Source organism: Streptomyces sp. NBC_01775 (assembly GCF_035917675.1).
In the GTDB taxonomy this organism is placed as follows: Bacteria; Actinomycetota; Actinomycetes; order Streptomycetales; family Streptomycetaceae; genus Streptomyces.
Genome location: NZ_CP109104.1, coordinates 3,398,644 through 3,419,907, shown reverse-complemented (window position 1 = coordinate 3,419,907; position 21,264 = coordinate 3,398,644). Strand labels below are relative to the sequence as shown.

The window sequence follows — 21,264 nt, the reverse complement described above, 5'->3', positions numbered from 1 at the left end:
TGGTGGTGCATTGGTATGGGGCCCTCATAGCGAACGGTGGAGGGCTTGGGTGGATCCTCTGCGGCCCGGCGACCCGCGGTGTGTCGGCAAGTACCGGCTGGTGGGGCGGCTTGGCGAAGGCGGCATGGGGCAGGTGTTTTTCGGTCGTTCCCCCGGAGGACGTCCGGTCGCGGTGAAGCTGATCCGGTACGAATACGCGCAGCGTGAGCGATTCCGCGCCCGATTCGCCCGCGAGGTCGAGGCCGCCCGCAGGGTCGGGGGATTCCATACCGCACTGGTCATCGACGCCGATCCCGACGCCGATCCGCCGTGGATGGCCACCGCCTATATCCCCGGCCCTTCCCTGCACGGCGCCGTCACCGAACACGGCCCCCTCGGCGCACAGGCCGTTCGGACTCTGGGTGCGGGGCTCGCGGAGGGGCTGGCCGCCATTCACGCGTGCGGGCTGGTGCACCGGGATCTCAAACCCGGCAACGTGATCCTGGCCGCCGACGGCCCGAGAATCATCGACTTCGGTATCGCCGGCACGCAGGACGCCGGCAAGATGACCGCGACCGGCGCCGTGTTGGGGACCTACGCCTACATGTCCCCGGAACAGGTGAACGGACATCGGCCCGCAGCCGCCGGCGACGTGTTCGCCCTTGGTGTGGTCCTGGCATTCGCGGCCACCGGACGCAGTCCTTTCGAGGGCGAGACAACCGCCGCCGTTCTCCGTCGTATCACCAGCGAACCACCCGACCTGCGCGACATCACTGTCGGGCCCGAGCATCGCGACCTGATCGTCGCCTGCCTGGCGAAGGACCCCGCCGCCCGGCCCCCTCTCGCCGAGATTCTCGCCCGGCTGGCCGGCCCTTGGCCGAGCGACGGCTGGCTCCCTCCCGCCGTCATGGCCATGATCAGCTCCAGGGAGTCCGAGTCCACGGGCGCGCTGGCCTCGGAAGCCGAAGAACCCGGCCATCAGCTGCACGGACAGGCCACGGTGGACCCCGCCTCCGAGCGGAAGTTCCCGTCGATTGCACGCCGTGGCGTCCTGCTCACCGGGCTCGTGACAACCCTGGCCGCCGTCGTGGCCGGGGTGATGTTCCTCGCCCTCCCGGACTCCGCCGAGCCGTCGGCCTCCTACAGACGCGTCGTCACCGACGACGGCCGCGCGTTCGGCCCCGGCGGCTGGAGCCAGTTCACGGTGACGGTCGATCCGGCCAACACCGGCATCCGGCTGACACGACGCCTCGACTCCAGCGTGTCCGCGCAGAGCGCGTCCGTCACCGTGAACGGCAAGAAGGCCGGAAGGTGGGCACCTTTGGACGGCGCCCGCACCATCTGGGTGGATCAGACCGTCGAGCTGTCGAGGTCGTCCACGAAGGGCGGAAAAGTTCTCACCGTCAGGAACTCGTTCGAGTCTTCGACGAAAGATTTCAACGAGTTCTCCTATTTCGTGGACCAGGAAATCGACGGCACCTGGCGCCGCGCCGACGTGATCAATCTTGGCCCCGGTCACCTGGCCGAGGAAAAGGCGCATAGGTACCGCATCAAGAAGAGAACCTGGGAAGGTACGCGAACCTTCAGTTACCGGCGCACGTAGCGCCCAAAGGGGCGCGAGAAACCGCGCGCCAAGCCACAACACACACGCAGCCCGCGGGCATCAGACAGGCACGCACGCCCCTCACCCGAACACGGAATCCGCCGTGCTCCGCGAATCGCGAACCGTGCTCCGCGAACCGTGAACCGCGCTACGCGAACCACGCTCCGCCAACCGTCCGTTACTGACGGGTTGGGACCGGTCCCGGACGAACTCCCCTAGCGTCACCGCGCACCAAGAGACCCGGACCGGGACCTTGTCGTGCCGTGCCCAGCGGTGAACGGGCCGGCGCGCGTCGTCCAGTCATGAGGAGGCGCCAAGCATGTATCTACGGAAAGTCCCGCATCCACCTGGCTGTCCCCCGCAAGCGAAGGCACGTTCCGGTTCACCGGACGACAGCGCCGGTCGTGCGTATCTGGTGCTGGTCAGGGACCTTCAACTGGCCAGCTCCGTCACCGTGGCGATGAGGTCGCGGTTGGCCGGGACAGGCGGGAGCGTGCCGGTGCTCGTACCGCCGATGTACGGGGACGAGTTCGCCGCGCCGGGGGCGGCACAGCGGCTGCGTGCCTGGTGGGACGGGCAGCGTACGGGTGTGGAGCTGTCCGCCGCCGCGCTGCTGATCGTCGACGCCGAGGAACTGGCCGGTCTCGGGCGGGTCGCGTACGTGGCGGTGCAGCCGGGGCTGACGGGGGCGCGTACGTACCCGGGCCGCTGTGCGGTGCACGAGGTACCGGCGGCCACCGTGGGCGAGTTGGTGGACGCCGTCGTCTCGGGCACGGTCGGTGCCGAGGACAGCGGTGAGCCGTCGAAGTCGGCGCGGTCGGCGTTCTCGTCCCCCCGGTCGGAGCGGCACCCGAAGCCGCTGTGGGACCGGCAGCTGCTTCGTACGGCGGTGCTGACGGGGGCGCTGGGGTTCGGCGCCTGGCTGCTGTCGGCGGCCGTACAGCCGGGCCAGGCACAGGCCGCGACCACGCATCAGCAGCACTCCCACCAGCAGCAACAGCAACAGCACGACATCGAGGTGGAGTCGGCGCGGGGCGCGGATCAGACGCACTCACGATCCGGGAGTTCCGCGTTCGAGCAGGAGGTCCGGAAGCGCGTCGCAGAGCGCCTGCGTGCCTCCGGGGTGGACGAGGAGACGCTGAGCCGGCGTCACCAGCCGCAAGCGCCGGGAACCTCCGGCAGTGATCGTCCAGCCTGGGCCGAGGACGGGGACAGGGACGGAGCCGCCGGCGAGGACTCTCCGGCGGAGCGCACGACGCGTCAGGCCCCCGACGCGGATGACCGGGCGGAGACGCCCCCCGAGCCTCCCGTCGACCGGACGGAGACGGCCCCTGATCGAGCAGAGGTGGCCTCCGATCGGGCAGAGGTGGCCCCCGATCAGACGGAGAAGGCCGCCGCGCAGGAGCCGCGCCCGGACCACGACTCCGCGAGGACCGACGGGGAATCCGCGAGGACCGACGGGGAAGAGGAGCCATCGGTCGACCCGGCCGCCGAACGGCCGGATGCCGCTGAACAGCCACAGCATGTGGACGAGTCGGCGCAGGCGTCCGAGTCGGCGCAGGGGGACGAGTCGGCGAACGACGCGGACCCGACGCACGGTGTTCCCGAGCGGGACCACGCGGAGAAGGACCGCCAAGAGGCCCCCGAGGGGACGGACGTCCGGGACCTTCGCCGGGACGTCGAGGAGACGGCGCCGGGTGCCGAGGACCGGAATCCGGAGTCGTCCGTACCGTTCGACGCGGCGGACCTGCCCGTCGATCTGCCGACGGCGGCTCCGACGGACTCCCGGCAGCTTGCCGGGGCGGAACGGCCGGACATCGACCCGCGCGGAGAGATCCCCGCAACGGCTCCCACCGACGCGGACGACGCCGCTGCTTCCGCTGCTCCCGCTGCCGAAGACGACGACGCCGACGAGGACTCCGAGGACTCCGAGGACTCCGAGGACTCCTCGGACTCCGAGGAGCCGACTGCCGACCTGCCGGACCTCGCGGAGCATCCCACGGCGGCCCTCCCGTACGCGGACTCAAGTGGAGAGGTGCGGTCCACAGCAGGAGAGGCGCCGTCCACGCCCCCCGGAGACGGCTCGGACGAGCCGGTGACGCCCGATCCGAAGGTGCAGGGACCGGTGCAGCGGCCGATGCAGGGGCCGGTGCAGGGGCCGTCCACGGCGGCCCCGCAGGCCGGAAGCTCGGCCACCAGCACGGTTCCGGCACCGCCCGCACCGCCCCCCGGTACGCCCCTGTCCGACTTCCTTTCCGGGAGGTTGGCCGACAGCGACGCCGGTGCGCCGCCGTACGACCAGCTGTACGGCGGAATGGGGACCGTGCCGCCGCTCCCCGAGTCCGGGGCCCCGTTCCCTGTGCTCCGCCCGAACGTTCCTGCGGACGCCGCGCCGGCACCCGAGGACGGCGCCAGGCCCGATGGGCAGGACACCCCCGAGGAGCCGGCCAAGCCCGAAGGTCCGATCGTCAGCCGTCTCGCGAACGAGCCCGCGCCCGGCCCCGCGTGGGACTGGGGCGACTTCGCGGGACGCACCGTCAAGGGTGTAGGGGCCGGCAGTGGTGTCGGGTTCGCGGCGGGAGGTCCCAAGGGAGCGGCGGGGGGCGGTGTCCTGGGCGGCCTCTGGAACGCCAGCGCGTACACCAGTGAGCACCCCGAGACGCGGGAAATCCTGCGCCAGATGGACGGCGGGATCCCGCCGGACCCCTCGATGGACCCGCTCAACCCGGCATTCCAGCCCACGCGCGGCGAAGTCTCCGCGGGAGTCGCCAAACCCCCCGGCACACAGGGCGCCGCGCCCTACCTCGGTGAACCCGGAACGGCGGCAGGCGACTTCACCAAGGACGTCGGCCGGGGAGCCGGTATCGGCAGCCTGCCCGGTGGCAAGTACGAGCCGATCACGCGCGGGCTGGGTACCGTGGCGGGCCTGGGCGTGTACGGGAACACCCACCCCGACCAGGTGCAGTCGCTGGCCGACATCGCAGCGCAGGCCGAGCCGGGGTACGCCACAGGCGAGGCTCTCGCGGAGCAGATGGGCATCAAGACGCCCGCCCAGCAGCAGGCGGAGCAGCCGGCCCCCGCCGAGATCCCGCCCGGTGAGGCCGCGCCGCCGGCGGCTGGTGCGATCCCGGCCGGGACCCCGCTGCCCGAAGGGCCGATCGTCAGCCGTCTCGCGAACGAGCCCGCACCCGGCCCGGCCTGGGACTGGGGCGACTTCGGGGGCCGCACCGTCGACGGTGTGTGGCACGGCAGTGGTGTCGGGTTCGCGGCGGGAGGTCCCAAGGGAGCGGCGGGGGGCGGTGTCCTGGGCGGCCTCTGGAACGCCAGCGCGTACACCAGTGAGCACCCCGAGACGCGGGAAATCCTGCGCCAGATGGACGGCGGGATCCCGCCGGACCCCTCGATGGACCCGCTCAACCCCGCATTCCAGCCCACGCGCGGCGAAGTCTCCGCGGGAGTCGCCAAACCCCCCGGCACACAGGGCGCCGCGCCCTACCTCGGTGAACCCGGAACGGCGGCGAACGACTTCACCACGGACGTCGGTATGGGGGCCGGTATCGGCGGCCTGGTCGGGGGCAAATACACGGCGATCGCGCGCGGTGCGGGTACCGTGACGGGCCTGGGCGTGTACGGGAACACCCACCCCGACCAGGTGCAGTCGCTGGCCGACATCGCAGCGCAGGCCGAGCCGGGGTACGCCACAGGGCAGGTCCTCGCGGAGCAGCGCGCGTCACAATCAGCCCCCGAGGGGAACCCGGCGGGCGCACCACCGGCGCCTTCAGCAGGACAACAGATACTGGATGCCCTGAACCAAGCCGCAACTCAGTCCGACCCCGGGTACGTCACAGGGCAGCTGCTCGCGGAGCAGCGCGCGTCACAATCAGCCCCCGAGGGGAACCCGGCGGGCGCACCACCGGCGCCTTCAGCAGGACAACAGATACTGGATGCCCTGAACCAAGCCGCAACTCAGTCCGACCCCGGGTACGTCACAGGGCAGGTCCTCGCGGAGCAGCGCGCGTCACAATCAGCCCCCGAGGGGAACCCGGCAGGCGCACCACCACTACCGGGTGAGCCGGCCCCGGCACCCGCCCCGGCACCCGCCCCGGCACCCGCCCCGGCACCCGCCCCGGCACCCGCCCCGGCACCCGCCCCGGCACCCGCCCCCGCCCCGGCCCCGGCACCCGCCCCGGCACCCGGACCCGCACCGGCACCCGCCCCGGCACCCGCCCCCGCCCCGGCCCCGGCACCCGCCCCGGCACCCGGACCCGCACCGGCACCCGCACCGGCGGAGCCGAATGCGACACCGGAAGCCGCCCCTGAACCTGCGGCCCCGGCGCCCGTACCCGCACCCACGCCGGAACCCACCCCCGCATCGGTGGACCAGGAACCCACGCCAGCACCCACTCCGGGGCCAGTGGACCAGGCACCTGCGTCGGAGCCCGTGGAGGAGGCACCCACGCCGGAACCCACTCCGGGACCAGTGGACGAGGCACCCACTTCGGAGCCCGTGGACCAGGAACCCACGCCAGCACCCACTCCGGAGCCCGTGGACCAGGAACCCACGCCAGAACCCACTCCGGAGCCAGCTGACGAGGCACCCGCACCGGAACCCGTGGACGAGACACCCACTCCGGAGCCCACTTCGGAGCCCGTGGAGGAGGCACCCGCACAGGAGCCAGTGGAGGAGGCACCCACTCCGGAACCCACTCCGGAACCCACTCCGGAACCCACTCCGGAACCCACTCCGGAACCCACGCCCGCGCCCGCACCAGCGCCCGCGCCGTAACCGCACCCCGCTGCCGCCCGGCCTTCCGGGCGGCAGCGGGCCATCCCCATCCCCATCCCCATGTACGAGATATATGAGTCCGGAAGCCTGAAGTGCTGGGGGCATGCCTGCCGCAGGGGGGCAGGCATGCCCCCAGTGGGCAGCCCGACCCCACGGAACCCGACCTCACCGTGACGCCGAATCGGACCGCACGCCGGAACAGACCGCACGGCGGAACGGGACGGCCCGGTCCAAGGCGTTCCCGTCCATCTGAAGAAACGGCTAGCGTGGTCTTGAGCGTCTGGTACCAGGAGGCGGAGAGATGACGCTGTCGCCGTCGCGGCCACCGAGCAAGGTCAAACCGAGCAAGGTCAATCTGCTGCCGCAGGATTACGGGAGCCTGTCGCGCGGTATTCCGTCCACGCAGCCCGGCACTCTGTTCGTCATGGGTGTCAACGGCGGTATGAGCATGGCTCCCGACGCCGCTTTCCCTCTCGTGTTCGGGCGTAATGAGCCCGAAGTCCATGTCTGTGTCGCGCCGGACGACGCGCATGTCAGCCGCAAGCACGGCTACATCACGCGGGAGTACTCGCGTTGGGTGCTGAACAACACCGGGCGGCTGCCCATCCGGCTCCCGGGGACGGGGGCAGGGGCGCGCCTGGTGCTGGGCGGTGACCGGGTCGAGCTCTCGTCCGGGTTCACCCCGCTGTTCATCGTCGCCCCGAAACGGGAGCACCTGCTGGAGGTGCGTATCGCCACGCCGACGCCCGGCGCGGGGGGCGACGGATTGCGCGAGGCCGCCACCTGCGACGGCGATGGGTGGGACCTGACCGCGACCGAGAAGCTGGTCGTGATCTGCCTCGCCCAGCGCTATCTGCGCAACGACCCTCTGCCACAGCCTCTTACCTGGGCCGAGGTCGCGGCCGAACTGGCGGAGCTGCGCCCGGCGGAGACCTGGACCAGGAAGCGGGCGGCACGTGTCGTCGCCGGCGTACGGACAAGGCTCAGCCGCACGGTGCCCGGGCTCATGGAAGACGAAATCCCCCAGCCCGTCGGCAACGCGCTCAACCACAACCTGATCACCGAACTCCTCGTGACCACCACCATCGTCAAATCCGACCTCGCCCGCCTGGAGGGCGGCGGACAACGCTGAGAGCCACTGCGTGCGCGCCGTCCGCGAGGGCCCTGCCCCCTCGCCGAACTCGAACGACCGACGCGGGTGTCGAGCGGGTCACCGTCAAGACGCCGGAAGAGACACCGAAGAACGCCACCCATCGGTCGACCGTCGTCGGCGCAGCCACCAATAGGCCAATCCGAGGGCTGTCCACGCCGCGCACACCGCGTAGGGACGCCAGTCCGCGGCCCAGCCAAGGGCGGTGATCACCACGGCGGCGACCATGCCGGCCACAGCGGCGGTGGTGACCCATGCCTTGCGAAAGCGCAGCCTCGCCCGTGCGTACACATCCGGGTGAGAGCGCACCACGTTGAATCCGGCCAGGCAGGTGCCGAAGTACTTCATCATCGCCGGGATGTTCACCGCGAGCAGGAGGGGCAGGATCTCCTTCGACAGCAGCAGCCCCAGCGACGCGAATCCGAAGGCCACCATGGTCGCCACATGAGGCGTCCCCCAGCGGGGATGTACGCGTGCCATGAAGCCGGGAAGGGCGCCGTTGCGGCCCATGGCGTACAGGAATCGCGTGAACACGAGGAAGGAGGCGTTGAGCGATTTGACGATGGCCAGCACGGCCGCGCTCACGATGAGCGGCGTCGCCCACCCGCCCAGGGTGTGCTCGGCCGCCGTCAGCAACGGCGCGTCGCTGTCGGCGAGTTCCCTCGGCCCGGCGACGCCCAGTGACGTCACCACGATGGACAGGTAGACGACCAAGGTCAGCGACAAGGCGAGGACCAGGCCCACGGGCACGTTACGTTCCGCGTTCTCGACCTCCTCTCCGACCTCCGTCGCGGTCTCGATCCCGAGGAACAAGCTGATGAGGACCGGTAGGGCCGCAAGGATCGGCCCCCAGCCCTGGAACACCGGTCCGATGGTCTCGGTGCTGATCCTCGGTGCGCCGGCACCTACGAACACCGCGAAGGCGGCCAGCAGAAGCAGCATCAGCAGGGTCTGTGCGCGCGCCGCGACGGAGACCCCGAAGTAGTTCAGCGCGAAGACCGCGATGAACAGGCCGAGCATGATGGGCGCGGCCGGCAAGCCGGGCCACACCATGCCCAGGTACTCGACCAGCACCCGGACCAGGAGCACCATGACCGCCCCGCTCCCCAGGATGCGGAGCCACACGACCACGAAGCCCAAAAACGGGTTCACGAAGGCGTGTTGCCACTCGTACGAGGCTCCGGTCCTGGGCATCGTGGAGGACATGAACGCGTAGACGATGGCGAACACGGCCATCGGTACGGCGGCCAGGACCGTGGCGATGAGGACTCCCGATCCACCGGCGTTCGTGGCCGGCCCGAGCACGGTGAAGACGGACGCACCGATCGCGGTACCCGCCCCCAGCATGACGACATCGATCAGCCGGACGGAACGTCTGAGCGAGCCATGCTCAGCGGTCTGGTTCTCAAGGTCGGACATGAGGCTGACTCCTTGTGGACTTCCGCGACCGGAACTTCGCGGTGTCCGGGACGGCAGGCCATGGATGACGTCATGGGCCGGCCGTTACCGGGACCGGGCGGCCCGGAGGTTCAGGGCCCGGCTGCCGTCGGAGAGTCCTCGATGGTGATCTTTCCGGTGGACGAGGCGAAGCCCTTGCCCCTCGCCATCAGGAGGTTCTCCGGGGGAGCGGTAGGTAGGGCACCTGGCTGGTGACCCTAGACAGCAGGGTCGGTGTGGCCTCCCACCGGGGGGTATTGGCACCCGTCACCTTGACCACGGCAGCGCCGGGGCGTCCCCCGCGATGAGGGAATCCCGCCCGGCGGCCGGTTCCGGCATGTACTTGCGGGGCTTCGTCGCCGCTCGGCCTGCGCATGCGAGGCCTCACCACGGCTGGACCAACGGAGAGCCCCGCGGCGGGCTGTTACAGGGTGCGGACAGAATCCCGTGAACAATCCCCAGCCGGTCGTCATCACAGTGAATGTACCGACAAGTGAACCTGGCTGGGGCGCCCCGCGGAAGCGGGCGGCCGTGCCGCATTCGACATCCGTGGGGGACATCATGAAGACCGCTCGCATTCGCCGTACCGTCCGTTCCGCCGGCCTTTTCGCCGTCGCTGCCGCCGCCGCGTTCTCGCTGACCGCCTGCCAGGAGGGCGGCGGCAAGGACGACGACGCCGGCTCCTCGTCCTCCTCGGCGGTGTCGAAGGACTCGCAGGCGAAGGACTCGGGCTCGACCGGCTCCGACGCGAAGGGCTCGGGGTCGACCGGCTCGGGCTCCACGGGCGGCGGCGGTGCGCAGAGCGGCAACGGGGGCAAGGGGGGCAACGGGGGCGCGGACGTGAAGAGCGAGGCCGGGGCCGGGGGTGTGAAGCGGTCCGCGTGCGATGTCGGCACGGTGCAGGTCAGGCTCCAGCGGACCGGTGGCAGCGCGCCGCTGATTCTGCTGAAGGCGACGAACAAGGGCAGTGCCCGTTGCGACCTGTACGGCTATCCGTTCGTGGGCTACCCGGAGGCCCAGTCGCCGATCAAGGTGGGTGGCGGCCAGCCCCAGGCCGTGGTCTCGCTGGAGCCGGGCAAGTCGGCCTACGCCTCGCTCAGCCTGGAGAAGGGCGACGGCGCCAACATGCACCGCGAGAAGGAGCTGACCGTCGAGCTGGCCAACCGCAGCCTGCACGGCACCGGCGACACCGCCACCCTCACCGCCCCCGGCGCCGGTCTCGCCCTCAGCGACAACTCGGCCGTCTCCTACTGGAACACCACCCCCGAGCTGGCGATGCAGTAAGTCCACGCCACACCCGCAGGGGTGTCTCCCGGCCGGGAGATCCGCCCCTGCGGGATACCGCCACCCGGCAGGCCCGCCGGGTGAAGAGCGGGGCGAAGCCGTCTGAATCAACTGCGGCAATCGCCGCGGTGGAAGACGTCCAGTGAGTGGTTAAGTGTAATTTACACGTAGGGTGAGGTAAATGCGCATCTCCTTCTTGATCTTCAGCGCCTACGGAATGGGCGGAACGGTCCGCACCACCTTCAATCTGGCGCAGGCGCTTGCCGAGCGGCACGACGTAGAGGTCGTATCGGTCTTCCGGTACCGGGACAAGCCGTTCTTCGAGCCGGGCAACGGCGTACGGCTGACCTCGCTGGTCGACATGCGCAGGCACAGACCGACCTATGAAGGCGACGATCCCGAACACGCCCGCCCCGCGCGGGTCTTCCCCGTCGCCGACGGCCAGTATTCCCAGCACAGCGCGTTGACGGACCGCCGGATCGGTGAGTACCTGGGCAGCACCGAGGCGGACGTCGTCATCGGTACACGGCCCGGACTCAACGTGCACGTGGCCCGGCAGACGCGCCGTGGCACCGTGCGTCTGGGGCAGGAGCACCTCACGCTGGCCACGCATTCCGCGAGGCTGAAGCGCCTGCTGCGCCGCACCTATCCCCGGCTGGACGCGGTCACCACGGTGACCGAAGCCGACGCCCGCGACTATCGCAGGAACCTGCTGCTGCCCGGCGTGCGCGTCGAGTCGCTGCCCAACAGCGTGCCCGAGCCGGACGTCAGTCCCGCGGACGGCAGCGGCAAGTGGGTCGTCGCCGCGGGCCGGCTCGCCCCCGCCAAGCGGTACGACGTGCTCATACGCGCCTTCGCCGAGGTCGTCCGCGAGCGTCCCGACTGGGGCCTGCGCATCTACGGCCACGGCCGCGAGGCGAACAAGCTGAGGAATCTCATCGACGAACTCGGCCTGTACAACCACGTGTTCTTGATGGGCTCGGCGAATCCCATCGAGGCCGAATGGGTGAAGGGAGCGATCTGCGCGGTCACTTCGAGCCTCGAATCCTTCGGCATGACCATTGTCGAGGCGATGCGGTGCGGTCTTCCGGTCGTGGCCACCGACTGCCCGCACGGGCCGAAGGAGATCCTCCGCGACGGCACGGACGGACTCCTGGTCCCCACAGGCGATGTGAGCGCGATTTCCGGTGCGCTGCTCCGCCTCATCAACGATGAGCAACTCCGTGCGGGGATGGGAAGAGCCGCGCTCACCGCGTCGGCGCGGTTCGATCCCGCGCAGGTGGCCGCCCGGTACGAGGACCTGATGACCTCGCTGGTGAACCGCCGGGCCGGCACCCTTCACCGAGCGCGTGGCACCCTCCTGGGCGGAGCGTACGCGGCCAGGGAAACGGTCCGGCGGGGAGTGGGATACGCCCTTGAAGGAGCACGGGCATGATCCGGGACTCCTTCGACACGTCACGCGGCGCAGCGGTGGCAACCCCGTCAGCTGTCGGTTCTCCCCCCGGTCGCAGCGTCCACCACGCGCGCGCCGACTGCACGGCCGACAGCGCCGGGGGGCTCACCTTCGGAGTGCGGCTCTTCGACGAGACCGCCAAGGAAGTCCGGGCCCCCGAGGTGCCGGAGCCCGCGGCCGTGCTCCTGCGCCTGCGCCACCATCACGGCCCGGATGCCTCGCTCAGGCTGCCGCTCACCCGGGCGGCGGCGGACGGCAGGCTGCGCGCCACGCTGCCCACTACCACGCAGCTTCCGGAGGGGCGCTGGGACGCCTACCTCGCCCTTGCCGACGAAGAGCCGCAACGATTGCTGCCCGGGGTGCACGACCTGCGCTCCCTTGCCGGCAGCGTGCCTTTCGACGCGCACGCATGGCTCGGCGTCCGGGTCCCCTACACGACCAAGCACGGCAATCTCACCGTCCGTGCGTGGCTACGCCGACCGCATGCGGAGGCAGGGGCGTTGCACTTCGGTGGCAGCGCCATGGTGCTGCAAGGCAGGCTCTACGGTGCGCGACTCTCAGCCACCGCGTGCCTGGAGGCGCGTCCCCGCGGCTCAGCGGCGTCGCCCGTGCGCGTACCGGTGCGCCTGGACAGCGAGGAAGGCTCCAGCCTGGAGACCGCACCCGAGTACGGCGCCGAAGGACGGCACCCGGTGCGCGGCTTCGCTGCCGAACTGCCCCTCAGCTCCCTGCTGCCCGGGCGCCGGGTGTGGGACCTGTGGCTGCGGCCTTCCGCGGACGAGGAGCCGGTTCGTCTCGCCCGGATACTCGACGACGTGCTGGACAAGAAGCGAGTCTTCAGTTACCCGGCGCAGCGAGTGGAGAGCTCCGAGGGTGCGGTCCACTCGGCGAGGCCGTACTACACGATCAACAACAATCTCTCGGTGCAGGTGAGTTACGAGGACCCGGTGCAGGCGGAGTGACAGGCATGTGCGGCCCGTCGAAGGAGACCTCAGCGAAGACGGGCGGGCCGACCGGTCTCGCTCCCCGCCGGGCAAGCAGGCGAAGGCGATCAGCGTGCCGCTGGATCGTCACGGTCCCTCGCCCGGCGAGAGCGAGAGCATCAGCACCGCCGAGGACGCGCTGACCGGGGAACGCATGCGGCGTAGGGGCCTGGACCGGAAGCCGGCTCCGAGGGCGTCCGAGGAGGACGCCGATGCGGACTTCGACCTGCTCGACGACACCGTCGGCGCGACCGCAGACCCGACGGCATGCCGGTTGAGTCTTCGCCGGTTTCGATCGCTCACTTTCGAATCCATCGTACACTTTCGAATCTTGTTTACCTTCACCGGAGTTGATGCTTCACTCGGTCCGGTACCGGAAGGCCCAGCAATTCTGCGAGCAGGAAAAGGGCCCGTCCGGTGGCCTCTTCGGTCCGCTTCCACAGCTGAGGCCGCCCGCTCCCGGGGGCTGTCCTCCGCTGCTCGGTGGAAGGAGAGCAGCGGCATCCCGCGCGGGTCCGTGGCCGGCGAGGCGTCGGTGGGGTGGAGGGGCCAGTCACGCTTTGCAGAGTAATTCCCGCTAATGACAGGCGTTGTTGACGCCTTCCGGCAATGTGCGTTCCCCGATTTGACGCCTGGCCGGTCAGGGCCTGGCGGGGTCGGTCGGGCGCCGATGGTTCACGACGATTTATTGGCGAAGCAAGTGGAGGGTGAATGCGTAAAAAGCTCAGATGGTTGCTGTCTTTGGTGGTGCTCATAAGCACCTTCAGTATCGGCAGCGCCACCGCCGGGGCCGGCACCGCCAAGGCCGACGTCGACGCCGACGGGGACATCAAGGATCGCATCCTCGCGGTGCCCGGGATGAGCCTCATCGAGGAGAAGCCCGTCGACGGATACCGCTTCTTCCTGCTCAACTATGAACAGCCGGTGGATCACCGGAACCCCAGCAAGGGCACGTTCAAGCAGCGCATCTCCATCCTGCACAAGGACACGAACCGTCCCACTGTCTTCTTCACCGGCGGCTACTTCCTCAACACCACCCCCAGCCGCAGTGAGCCGACACAGCTGACGGATGGCAACCAGGTCTCCATGGAATACCGCTTCTTCACTCCTTCCAGGCCGGAGCCCGCCGACTGGTCGAAGCTCACCATCTGGCAGGCGGCCAGTGACCAGCACCGGATTCACCAGGCCCTCCAGCAGATCTACAACAAGAACTGGATCGCGACCGGCGGCAGCAAGGGCGGCATGACCGCGACCTATTACCGACGCTTCTTCCCGGACGACATGGACGGCACCGTCCCCTACGTCGCTCCCAACAACGTCCGCCTGGAGGAGAACTCCGCCTACTACGAGTTCTTCAAGAAGGTCGGCTCCAAGGAGTGCCGCGACAAGCTGAACGCCGTGCAGCACGAGATCTTCGACCGGCGGGACGAGATGGTCCCCCGGCTTGAGAAGTGGGCCAAGGAGAACGACTACACGTTCGAGATGGCCGGCAGCTCGGACAAGGCGTTCGAGCTGGTCGGGCAGGATCTCGTCTGGGGCTACTGGCAGACCCACCTGGACAGCCAGTGCGACACGGTGCCCTCCACCGACGCCTCTACGGACACGCTCTACAAGTGGGCGGATGACATCGGCGGCTGGGCCGCCGGAACCGACCAGGACATGATTCCGTATGCCCCGTACAACTATCAGGCGGGCACTCAGCTCGGAGCCCCCCGTTATGAGGAGCCCCTCCTCGCCGACGTACGCAAGTACCCGGGCCTGAACACGCCCCGCACCTATGTGCCGCGTGACATCCCGATGGAGTTCAACAAGGACGACAAGGCGATGCGAGACATCGACAGCTGGGTGCGCGACAAATCCTCGCAGATGCTCTACATCTACGGCCAGAACGACCCCTGGGGCGCCGAGCCGTTCCGCCCGGGCAAGGACACCAAGGAAACTGCCGTCTTCACGGCCCCCGGGCAGAACCACCGCGCGAATATCGCCACTCTCCAAGAGGGCGACCGGGCAGCCGCCACCCGCATGGTGATGAAATTCGCGGGCCTCGACGTCGACCCGGACAAGAAGCCGAAGCGGCTGACGACGTACGACAAGAAGCTGGACAAGCCCCAGAAGAACATGCTGGAGCTGCGTCCATGACAGTCCGCGCCCCCGAGGCCTGCGTTCCCCGTGTCCTTGGGCTGTACGCAGCCCGGATACGGGCCGGCCAACCGGTAGCTCTCCTCCGGGTCCTCACCGCCGCGCCAGGTGCGCGTCCGCGTCCCACTGCGCGCCCCCACGCGGTGGCCCGGCGGGTGCGCCCGGTGCGCTGAAAGGGCTCACTCACTCACCGCGTGACCGCTGGCGGCGGGAGCCCGTCAGGGTGTCCCGCCGCGCTGGTAGTACACGGAATCGCGGGTCCGGGCGCGGGTGAGCAGCCCCGCCCGGTGCAGCTGGGTGAGGTGGTAGGAGATGGTCGAGGGGCTCAGCTGGTGCAGGGCCGCGAGCTGGGTGGTGGTGCGCGGAACGTCGAGGTCGGCCGGCAGGGCGCGACGGGTGGGGCCGATCGCGGCTTCTCCCGGCGGGTGGTCCGACGCCCTGCGGACTCGGGGCGTCCCGGCGCCGGGGTCTGGTTCCTGTGTGTGACGTACCGGAGCACGTAGGGAACCTGGAGACCGCCCGGTTCGGACGGGCCCGTGGTGAGGGCTGTGACCGTCTCTTCGGACAGTGATCGTGGTGAGGTGCTGGCGGGTGCCGTGTGCCGTCGTTGATGTCAGTGCCGATGTCACGGAGCGGACTTGATCAGCCCAGGTACGGCCGTTCCTGGTTCTCCAAGTACCGGTCGATCGACCCACCAGGCAGGATCGACCCACCAGGCAGGTAGGACGGAACCCCAACCCCCGTCGCCGAGGAATCCTCCGCCACGGCCGACGCTCCCAGGCGGATGGCCGCTGCCTGGGAGCGTCGGCGGCATTTCGCAGGTCAAGCGGGTGGTTGGTGGGGGCATGACGCCGAGGGGTGCCGCCTGACAGGTGAATCATGGTAAAAAACTGATTAAAGGTTCCCAAAAGAGCATATGAGTCCACTGTCCTACATACGGACAAACGCACCTCTACGAGGAGGACTCAGTAATGAAGAGAAGCACCCGTGCCGCAGCCGTGATTGGTCTCACCGTCGCTCTCGGTGGTCTCTCCGCGCCGGCTGCCATGGCTGACATCAACTTCATCAACGTCGGGCCGTCCTACCACTCCCAGTCGTTCCGCGAAAGCGGCCCGGGGGACCTCGGCTACACCAGCGTGAAGGACTCCAAGGGCGTGAAGACGTCGCAGCTGGACAAGTCCGTGGAGGCGGGTGACCTCGTCACGAAGATCCTCGGCAACCACGCCCAGGTCACCAATGAGGTCGAGGGCGCCGAGCAGGACCAGGGCGAGAGGCCCTGACCCGACCCCGCAAATGGCCCGGACCGCACGCCGGTCCGGGCCCGGGGGGCTGAGCCTGGGCACAGGGCGAGAGGTGCGCCAGGGCAAGGAAGGGGGGCCACGAGCCCCAACGAGGCGGCTGCGTCCGCCCCCGGCGACCGCCCAGGCGGGCTCAGGTGTGGCCGAGGACGCGGTGCGGGCGGTACGGCGCCTCCAGCCGCTCGCGTTCGCCGTCGCTCAGGTCGACGTCGACCGCCGCGAGCGCGTCCTCCAGGTGGGCGGCCTTCGTCGCGCCCACCACCGGGGCGCTCACGGCGGGGTTGCCCAGCAGCCAGGCCAGGGCGATCCGCGCGGCGGGCACGCCCCGTTCGGCGGCGAGTGCGCGGACGGCGTCGACCACGTCGAAGTCGGCGTCCTCGTACATCGCGTCGGCCAGCGGGTCGTCGCCCGCCCGTAGGGTGTGCCGCGCGCCGTCGCGCTCGCGCCCGCCCGCCAGCAGCCCGCGTGCCAGCGGACTGTACGGGATCACGCCGACACCCTGGTCGGCGCAGAGCGGGAGCATCTCCCGCTCCTCCTCCCGGTAGACGAGGTTGTAGTGGTTCTGCATTGATACGAACCGGGTCCAGCCCGCCTCGCGCGCGATCTGCTGTGCCTTCGCGAACTGCCAGGCGTACATGGCCGAAGCCCCGAGATAGCGGGCTTTGCCGGCGCGCACCACGTCGTGCAACGCCTCCATCGTCTCCTCGATGGGTGTGGCGTAGTCCCAGCGGTGGATCTGGTACAGGTCGACGTAGTCCGTGCCGAGCCTGCGCAGGGAGGCGTCGACGGCGGCCATGATGTGCTTCCGGGACAGGCCGCGGTCGTTGGGGGAGGGGCCCATGGGGAAGTAGACCTTCGTCGCCAGTACGTACGCCTCGCGGTCGGGGAAGAGCCTGCGCAGCATGCGGCCGGTCAGCTCCTCGCTGACGCCGTCGTCGTACACGTCGGCGGTGTCGAAGAAGGTGATACCGGCCTCGACCGCGCGCCGTACGAGCGGTTCCGCCGCTGCCTCGTCGAGGTGCCAGGCGCGTTCGGAGGTGTTGCCGTAGCTCATCATCCCCAGGCAGATGCGGGAGACGGTGAGGCCGGTGGTGCCCAGCCGGGTGTAGTCCATGTCGTGGTCCTCGTCCTGTCGGATGCTGTCGGCAGCGGGTCGGGTGGCGACACCGGGGCCGGGGCCGGGTGTACTGCGAACGCCGGTGGGGGCCGCCGTCCTCGGGGCCGGGCGGGGGAGCCGGCGGCGCACGGGCCGCTTCGTCCCGCGGTCGCGAACAACAGCCCGAGCGGTTCGACGGCCAGGTGCACGTCGGTCAGCAGATACACCCCGGCGACCGCCGTGACCAGCGCCAGCAGGTTGCGCATGCTCCGCACCGCGACCGTCGCGAGGGCGATCACCGGCAGGAACTCGATCGCGGCGACGGTGCCCAACGGCAGCCTGTCGAGGGCGAGATAGAAGCTTGAGTTCATCACCGCCAGCAGCGCGCCCCAGACCGGCAGCGAACGCCTGGTCGCGCGGTCGGCGGACCGCCACCTCCGCCAAGGCCGCCGCCACACCGCGAACACGGCGGCGGCCGTCACGATCCGCAGCCAGGCGACGCCCAGCGGCTGTACACGCGCGAACAGCAGAACGGCGAAGGCCGGGCCGAGGTAGTGGAAGACCGCGCTGATGACGAAGTAGGCGTGCGGCGGCACGCGTCGCACGCGCACGGCACGCGGCGTGCGCGGGCCACGCGGCGTGTCCGGGCCACGCGGCGTGTCCGGGCCACGCGGCGTGCACGCGGCCTGTCCGGCGGGTACGGAGCCCTTCGCGCGAGCGGCTCCCGTGTTGGGGTTCTGCATGCCCTCTAACCTAGAAATCAGCAGCGCACAGAGCCATCGATGATTGAAGGCCGGGCGTGCGTCCTGTCTGCGGGAGGGAAAGCGATGACCAGCGGTCACTTTCAGAACGGAAAACGGCCATCGGGCGCGGCCACGGCCACTCCCGCAGGAGCAGGAGCAGGAGCAGCTGCCGTCGATGAGCTGAGCGGACGCCTCCTGCACCTGCTGGCCGCCGACCCCCGGCGGGGTGCCTCAGAGCTCGCCCGCGAGCTCGGCGTCTCCGCCCCCACAGTGCGGGACCGCATACGGCGGCTGGAGGAGGCGGGGGTCATCCGGGGCTACCGGCTCGACGTGGACCCCACAGCGCTCGGCCGCCCCATCGCGGCCTGGATCAGGCTGCGTCCCGGCCCCGGCCAGATGTCCCGCATCACCGAACTCGCCGAACGGACACCCGAGGTGAGCGAGTGCCACCGGATATCCGGCGAGGACTGTTTCCTGTTCAAGGTGCACGTGCCGGAGCTGAGCGACCTCGAATCCGTTCTCGACCGGTTCCTGCTGCACGGGCAGACCACCAGCTCGCTGGTCGTCTCCACGCCCGTGCCGCCGCGCCCGGTCCTGCCGTAGCCCGCCCTCATGTTCCAGGCCCGGCCCCGCCGGAGTTCCAGGCCCGGCCCCGCCGGGGACGGTCCCGCGCTTCACAGCCGCGTGGCCGTGCGGATCAGCCCGGCGAGGGCGAGGGAGCGGCTGTGCGGGGGCCAGGCGATGTGGGTGACGACGGGGGGTGCGTCGGCCAGGGGGACGGCGGTGTGCTCGGCCCATAGCCAGGCGCGGGCGGAGTCGGGGAAGAGGGCCATGGTGCGTCCGAGGGCGATCAGCTGGGCCAGTTGCGTCTGGTCGTGGATCTCGGGGCCCGGACCGGGTGGGTACGTGCCGTGGCGGGGCCAGCGGGCGAGCGGAAGATCGGGGACGTCGCTGACGTCGGCCAGGGACAGAGTCTCGCGCGCGGCGAGGGGGTGCCCGGCCGGCAGGATGGCGACCTGCCCCTCGGTCAGCAGTTCCTCGCTGTCGAACCCGGCGAGGGAGTTGAACGGCGTGTGCATGAGCGCCACATCGGCGCGGCCGTCGCGCAGCATTTCTTCCTGCTCACACGTGCCGCTCGGCAGCACCTCGATTTCGGCGGCGTCGGGCTCGGCCGCGTAGGCGTCGAGGAGCTTCTGTAGCAGCTCGTGAGACGCGGCGGCCTTCACTGCAAGCACCAAGCGGTTGCGGGAACCGCCCGGACTGTCGGCGCCACCGGCGCCACCGGCGCGACGGGTGCGGCGAGCGGCAGCGGTGGTCGCGTCGAGGGCCGCGCGGCCCTCGTGCAGCAGCACCTGACCGGCGCCGGTCAGGGAGACGCCGCGGCGGTCGCGTTCCAGCAGGGTGACGCCGAGGCGCCGCTCCAGCTGCTGGATCGCCCGGGACAGCGGCGGCTGGGCCATGCCGAGGCGCTCGGCGGCGCGGCCGAAGTGCAGCTCCTCGGCGACGGCCGTGAAGTACCTCAACTCGCGGGTCTCCAAGGCGTCCATGGGCAGACCATACGTCAGTGATACCTGCCGGGTATGACAGCGCACCGTACCGGTGTTGGCTGCATCGCTCGTCCGCGAGTGAGCATCGACGGCATGAGCGAAGCGAAGAGCGCGCTGGTGACCGGCGCGAACAAGGGAATCGGGTACGAGATCGCGGCCGGGCTGGGGGCTCTCGGATACCGCGTGGGCGTGGGAGCCCGCGACGAGGCCCGGCGCGAGACCTCCGTCGAGAAGCTGCGCGCCGCCGGGGTGGACGCGTTCGGGGTGCCGCTGGACGTGACCGGCGACCAGAGCGTCACCGAGGCCGCGGAACTGGTCGAACGGCAGGCCGGGCGCCTGGACGTCCTGGTCAACAACGCCGGCATCTCAGGCGAGATGGGCCCGGGGTGGACGCAGGACCCGACCACGCTCGACCTCGACGTGGTCCGCACGGTCGTGGAGACCAACGTCCTCGGTGTCATCCGGGTGACCAACGCGATGCTGCCGCTGCTGCGGCGCTCGACGTCGCCACGCATCGTCAACGTCTCCAGTGCCGTCGGGTCCCTGGCCAGGCAGGCGGACCCGGACATCGAGATCGGCCCCGTCATGGCGGCCTACGCGCCGTCGAAGTCGTTCCTCAACGCCGTCACCGTGCAGTACGCCCGGCAGTTCGCCGATACGGACATCCTGATCAACGCCGCCTGCCCGGGCCTGGTCGCGACCGGCTTCACCGGCTTCCAGGCGCCCCGCACCCCTGAGCAGGGCGCAGCCACAGCGATCCGTCTCGCCACGCTGCCCGACGGCGGCCCGACCGGTTCGTTCTTCGAGGACGACGGCGTCGTCCCCTGGTGACCCCGAACCTCTCATGAGCATGCGTGCTCGATGAGAGCGCGCGTACGCGCCGGTTCCAGCAGGGGGAGACGGGCGCCGGGGGCTTCGAATTCGTTGTAGAGGCCAGGTTGCCGCCCAGTTCGTGGGAGCCTGCGACGGTGGTCAGCGGTCGACGGCGGCCATGTTCGCCTCGCCGTGACGCGCTCACCCGAGGCAGGCGTGAGCTTGTTCAGGCGGTCGAGCCGAGCCCCGGGCCGCGGCGAAGCGCTCGGAAAGCCGCATTGATGACGCAGAGGTATTCCTGCTCCACAGTCCGATAATTCTCAGCTGTTTCTCACCGTGCTCGGGAAGTCACCGAAAGCACCCCCTTTAGCCTGGGAAGGGAAGAGGAGGCGTATGGGCCATGAACAGCGGAGGCGGCCGAGCCGGAGAGCCGGACGGTGAAAAGGGCAGCCGCGAACCCCGTAACGGGAGAGAGCCCGAAGACGTCGCTGCCCCTGGGGAGGGGCTTCGGGAGCCCGGGACGGGTGAACCGGAGAGTGCGGCCGACCCGGATTCCTCGGCCACGAACGACGCGGACTCCGTCGAATTCGACGAAGCGTTCATCCGAGCGGCGGACGTGACCGAGCCGGCAGCCCGGACTCGACAGCTGGCCGCCCGGTGGAGAAAAGAGGGGTATCCGGAGCGTGAGCCGTGGCGTTCCGACGAGCCCCCGGCCGGCTGGTTCTGGAGTCGCGCCCGGCAGGGCGGCCACAGCCGGAGAAGACGACGCCGGCACTGGCCTTGGCGGCGCAAGCCCGGAGACTGACGCCGGGGAAAAGGTGACTGACCCCCTGACCCCTGACTCACGACTCCTGACCCCGTGGCGGGCTGGGGTGGCACCCCGGCCATCGACTCGCCGTGCCCAGGGAGGGCACGGCGAGTCCGCCGCCGGCGAAGGTGGCAGCCTCTGGAGA

At 70.2% G+C, this 21,264-nt stretch carries 16 protein-coding genes; 11 read left to right on the top strand and 5 right to left on the bottom strand.

Annotated elements, in window-relative coordinates:
- Window positions 1-49 precede the first annotated feature (49 nt).
- The 3 genes from OHB04_RS15180 to OHB04_RS15170 all read left to right on the top strand — a co-directional run bounded on the left by OHB04_RS15180 (window position 50) and on the right by OHB04_RS15170 (window position 7,500).
- Window positions 50-1,582: a serine/threonine-protein kinase gene (locus OHB04_RS15180; protein WP_326807619.1), complete on the top strand. Its 1,533-nt coding sequence runs from the start codon at window positions 50-52 to the stop codon at window positions 1,580-1,582.
- Window positions 1,583-2,081: 499 nt separating this feature from the next.
- Window positions 2,082-6,368: a hypothetical protein gene (locus tag OHB04_RS15175; protein WP_326807618.1), complete on the top strand. Its 4,287-nt coding sequence runs from the start codon at window positions 2,082-2,084 to the stop codon at window positions 6,366-6,368.
- 301 nt (window positions 6,369-6,669) lie between these two features.
- Window positions 6,670-7,500 (top strand): hypothetical protein, encoded by an 831-nt coding sequence (locus tag OHB04_RS15170; protein ID WP_326688216.1) that lies wholly within the window; start codon window positions 6,670-6,672, stop codon window positions 7,498-7,500.
- 84 nt (window positions 7,501-7,584) lie between these two features.
- Here the strand turns inward: OHB04_RS15170 and OHB04_RS15165 are convergent, their stop codons facing one another.
- The gene (locus tag OHB04_RS15165) at window positions 7,585-8,937 is read right to left on the bottom strand and encodes an APC family permease (RefSeq protein WP_326688215.1); all 1,353 of its coding nucleotides are present in this window, start codon (window positions 8,935-8,937) and stop codon (window positions 7,585-7,587) included.
- Between the two features lie 579 nt (window positions 8,938-9,516).
- Between OHB04_RS15165 and OHB04_RS15160 the strand changes: the two genes are divergently transcribed.
- From OHB04_RS15160 to OHB04_RS15145, 4 genes are all read left to right on the top strand, one after another.
- A complete protein-coding gene (locus OHB04_RS15160; protein ID WP_326688214.1) occupies window positions 9,517-10,239 on the top strand; it encodes a DUF4232 domain-containing protein in 723 nt (240 codons plus the stop codon).
- Between the two features lie 181 nt (window positions 10,240-10,420).
- Window positions 10,421-11,674 (top strand): glycosyltransferase family 4 protein, encoded by a 1,254-nt coding sequence (locus OHB04_RS15155; protein WP_326688213.1) that lies wholly within the window; start codon window positions 10,421-10,423, stop codon window positions 11,672-11,674.
- Window positions 11,671-12,654, top strand: coding sequence for a hypothetical protein (locus tag OHB04_RS15150; protein ID WP_326688212.1), 984 nt, complete (start codon window positions 11,671-11,673; stop codon window positions 12,652-12,654). Before OHB04_RS15155 ends, OHB04_RS15150 begins: the two co-directional genes overlap by 4 nt.
- 732 nt (window positions 12,655-13,386) lie before the next feature.
- On the top strand, window positions 13,387-14,814 hold the full coding sequence (locus tag OHB04_RS15145; protein ID WP_326807617.1) for a S28 family serine protease: 1,428 nt from the start codon (window positions 13,387-13,389) through the stop codon (window positions 14,812-14,814).
- A gap of 218 nt (window positions 14,815-15,032) precedes the next feature.
- Here OHB04_RS15145 and OHB04_RS15140 read toward each other — a convergent pair whose 3' ends face one another.
- Entirely contained in the window at window positions 15,033-15,695 is a 663-nt protein-coding gene (locus OHB04_RS15140; RefSeq protein ID WP_326807616.1) for a winged helix-turn-helix domain-containing protein, read from the bottom strand.
- Window positions 15,696-15,785: 90 nt separating this feature from the next.
- Here OHB04_RS15140 and OHB04_RS15135 point away from each other — a divergent pair, with 90 nt between their 5' ends.
- Window positions 15,786-16,094 carry a hypothetical protein gene (locus tag OHB04_RS15135; RefSeq protein WP_326688209.1) on the top strand — a complete coding sequence of 103 codons (309 nt, stop codon included), beginning with the start codon at window positions 15,786-15,788 and terminating at the stop codon, window positions 16,092-16,094.
- Window positions 16,095-16,245: 151 nt separating this feature from the next.
- On the opposite strand, the gene OHB04_RS15130 is transcribed toward OHB04_RS15135, so the two are convergent.
- Entirely contained in the window at window positions 16,246-17,226 is a 981-nt protein-coding gene (locus tag OHB04_RS15130) for an aldo/keto reductase (protein ID WP_326807615.1), read from the bottom strand.
- Entirely contained in the window at window positions 17,166-17,819 is a 654-nt protein-coding gene (locus OHB04_RS15125) for an EamA family transporter (RefSeq protein ID WP_326807614.1), read from the bottom strand. The genes OHB04_RS15130 and OHB04_RS15125 overlap by 61 nt, the downstream gene beginning before the upstream one ends.
- 216 nt (window positions 17,820-18,035) lie before the next feature.
- Here OHB04_RS15125 and OHB04_RS15120 point away from each other — a divergent pair, with 216 nt between their 5' ends.
- A complete protein-coding gene (locus OHB04_RS15120; protein WP_326688206.1) occupies window positions 18,036-18,554 on the top strand; it encodes an Lrp/AsnC family transcriptional regulator in 519 nt (172 codons plus the stop codon).
- A gap of 71 nt (window positions 18,555-18,625) precedes the next feature.
- Here OHB04_RS15120 and OHB04_RS15115 read toward each other — a convergent pair whose 3' ends face one another.
- Complete coding sequence (locus OHB04_RS15115; RefSeq protein ID WP_326807613.1) at window positions 18,626-19,498, bottom strand: LysR family transcriptional regulator; 873 nt, start codon at window positions 19,496-19,498, stop codon at window positions 18,626-18,628.
- Window positions 19,499-19,591: 93 nt separating this feature from the next.
- Here OHB04_RS15115 and OHB04_RS15110 point away from each other — a divergent pair, with 93 nt between their 5' ends.
- Window positions 19,592-20,329, top strand: coding sequence for an SDR family oxidoreductase (locus tag OHB04_RS15110; protein WP_326688204.1), 738 nt, complete (start codon window positions 19,592-19,594; stop codon window positions 20,327-20,329).
- 382 nt (window positions 20,330-20,711) lie between these two features.
- Window positions 20,712-21,116, top strand: a complete 405-nt coding sequence (locus tag OHB04_RS41815; RefSeq protein WP_442814849.1) for an SGM_3592 family protein — start codon at window positions 20,712-20,714, stop codon at window positions 21,114-21,116.
- The last annotated feature ends 148 nt before the right edge of the window (window positions 21,117-21,264 follow it).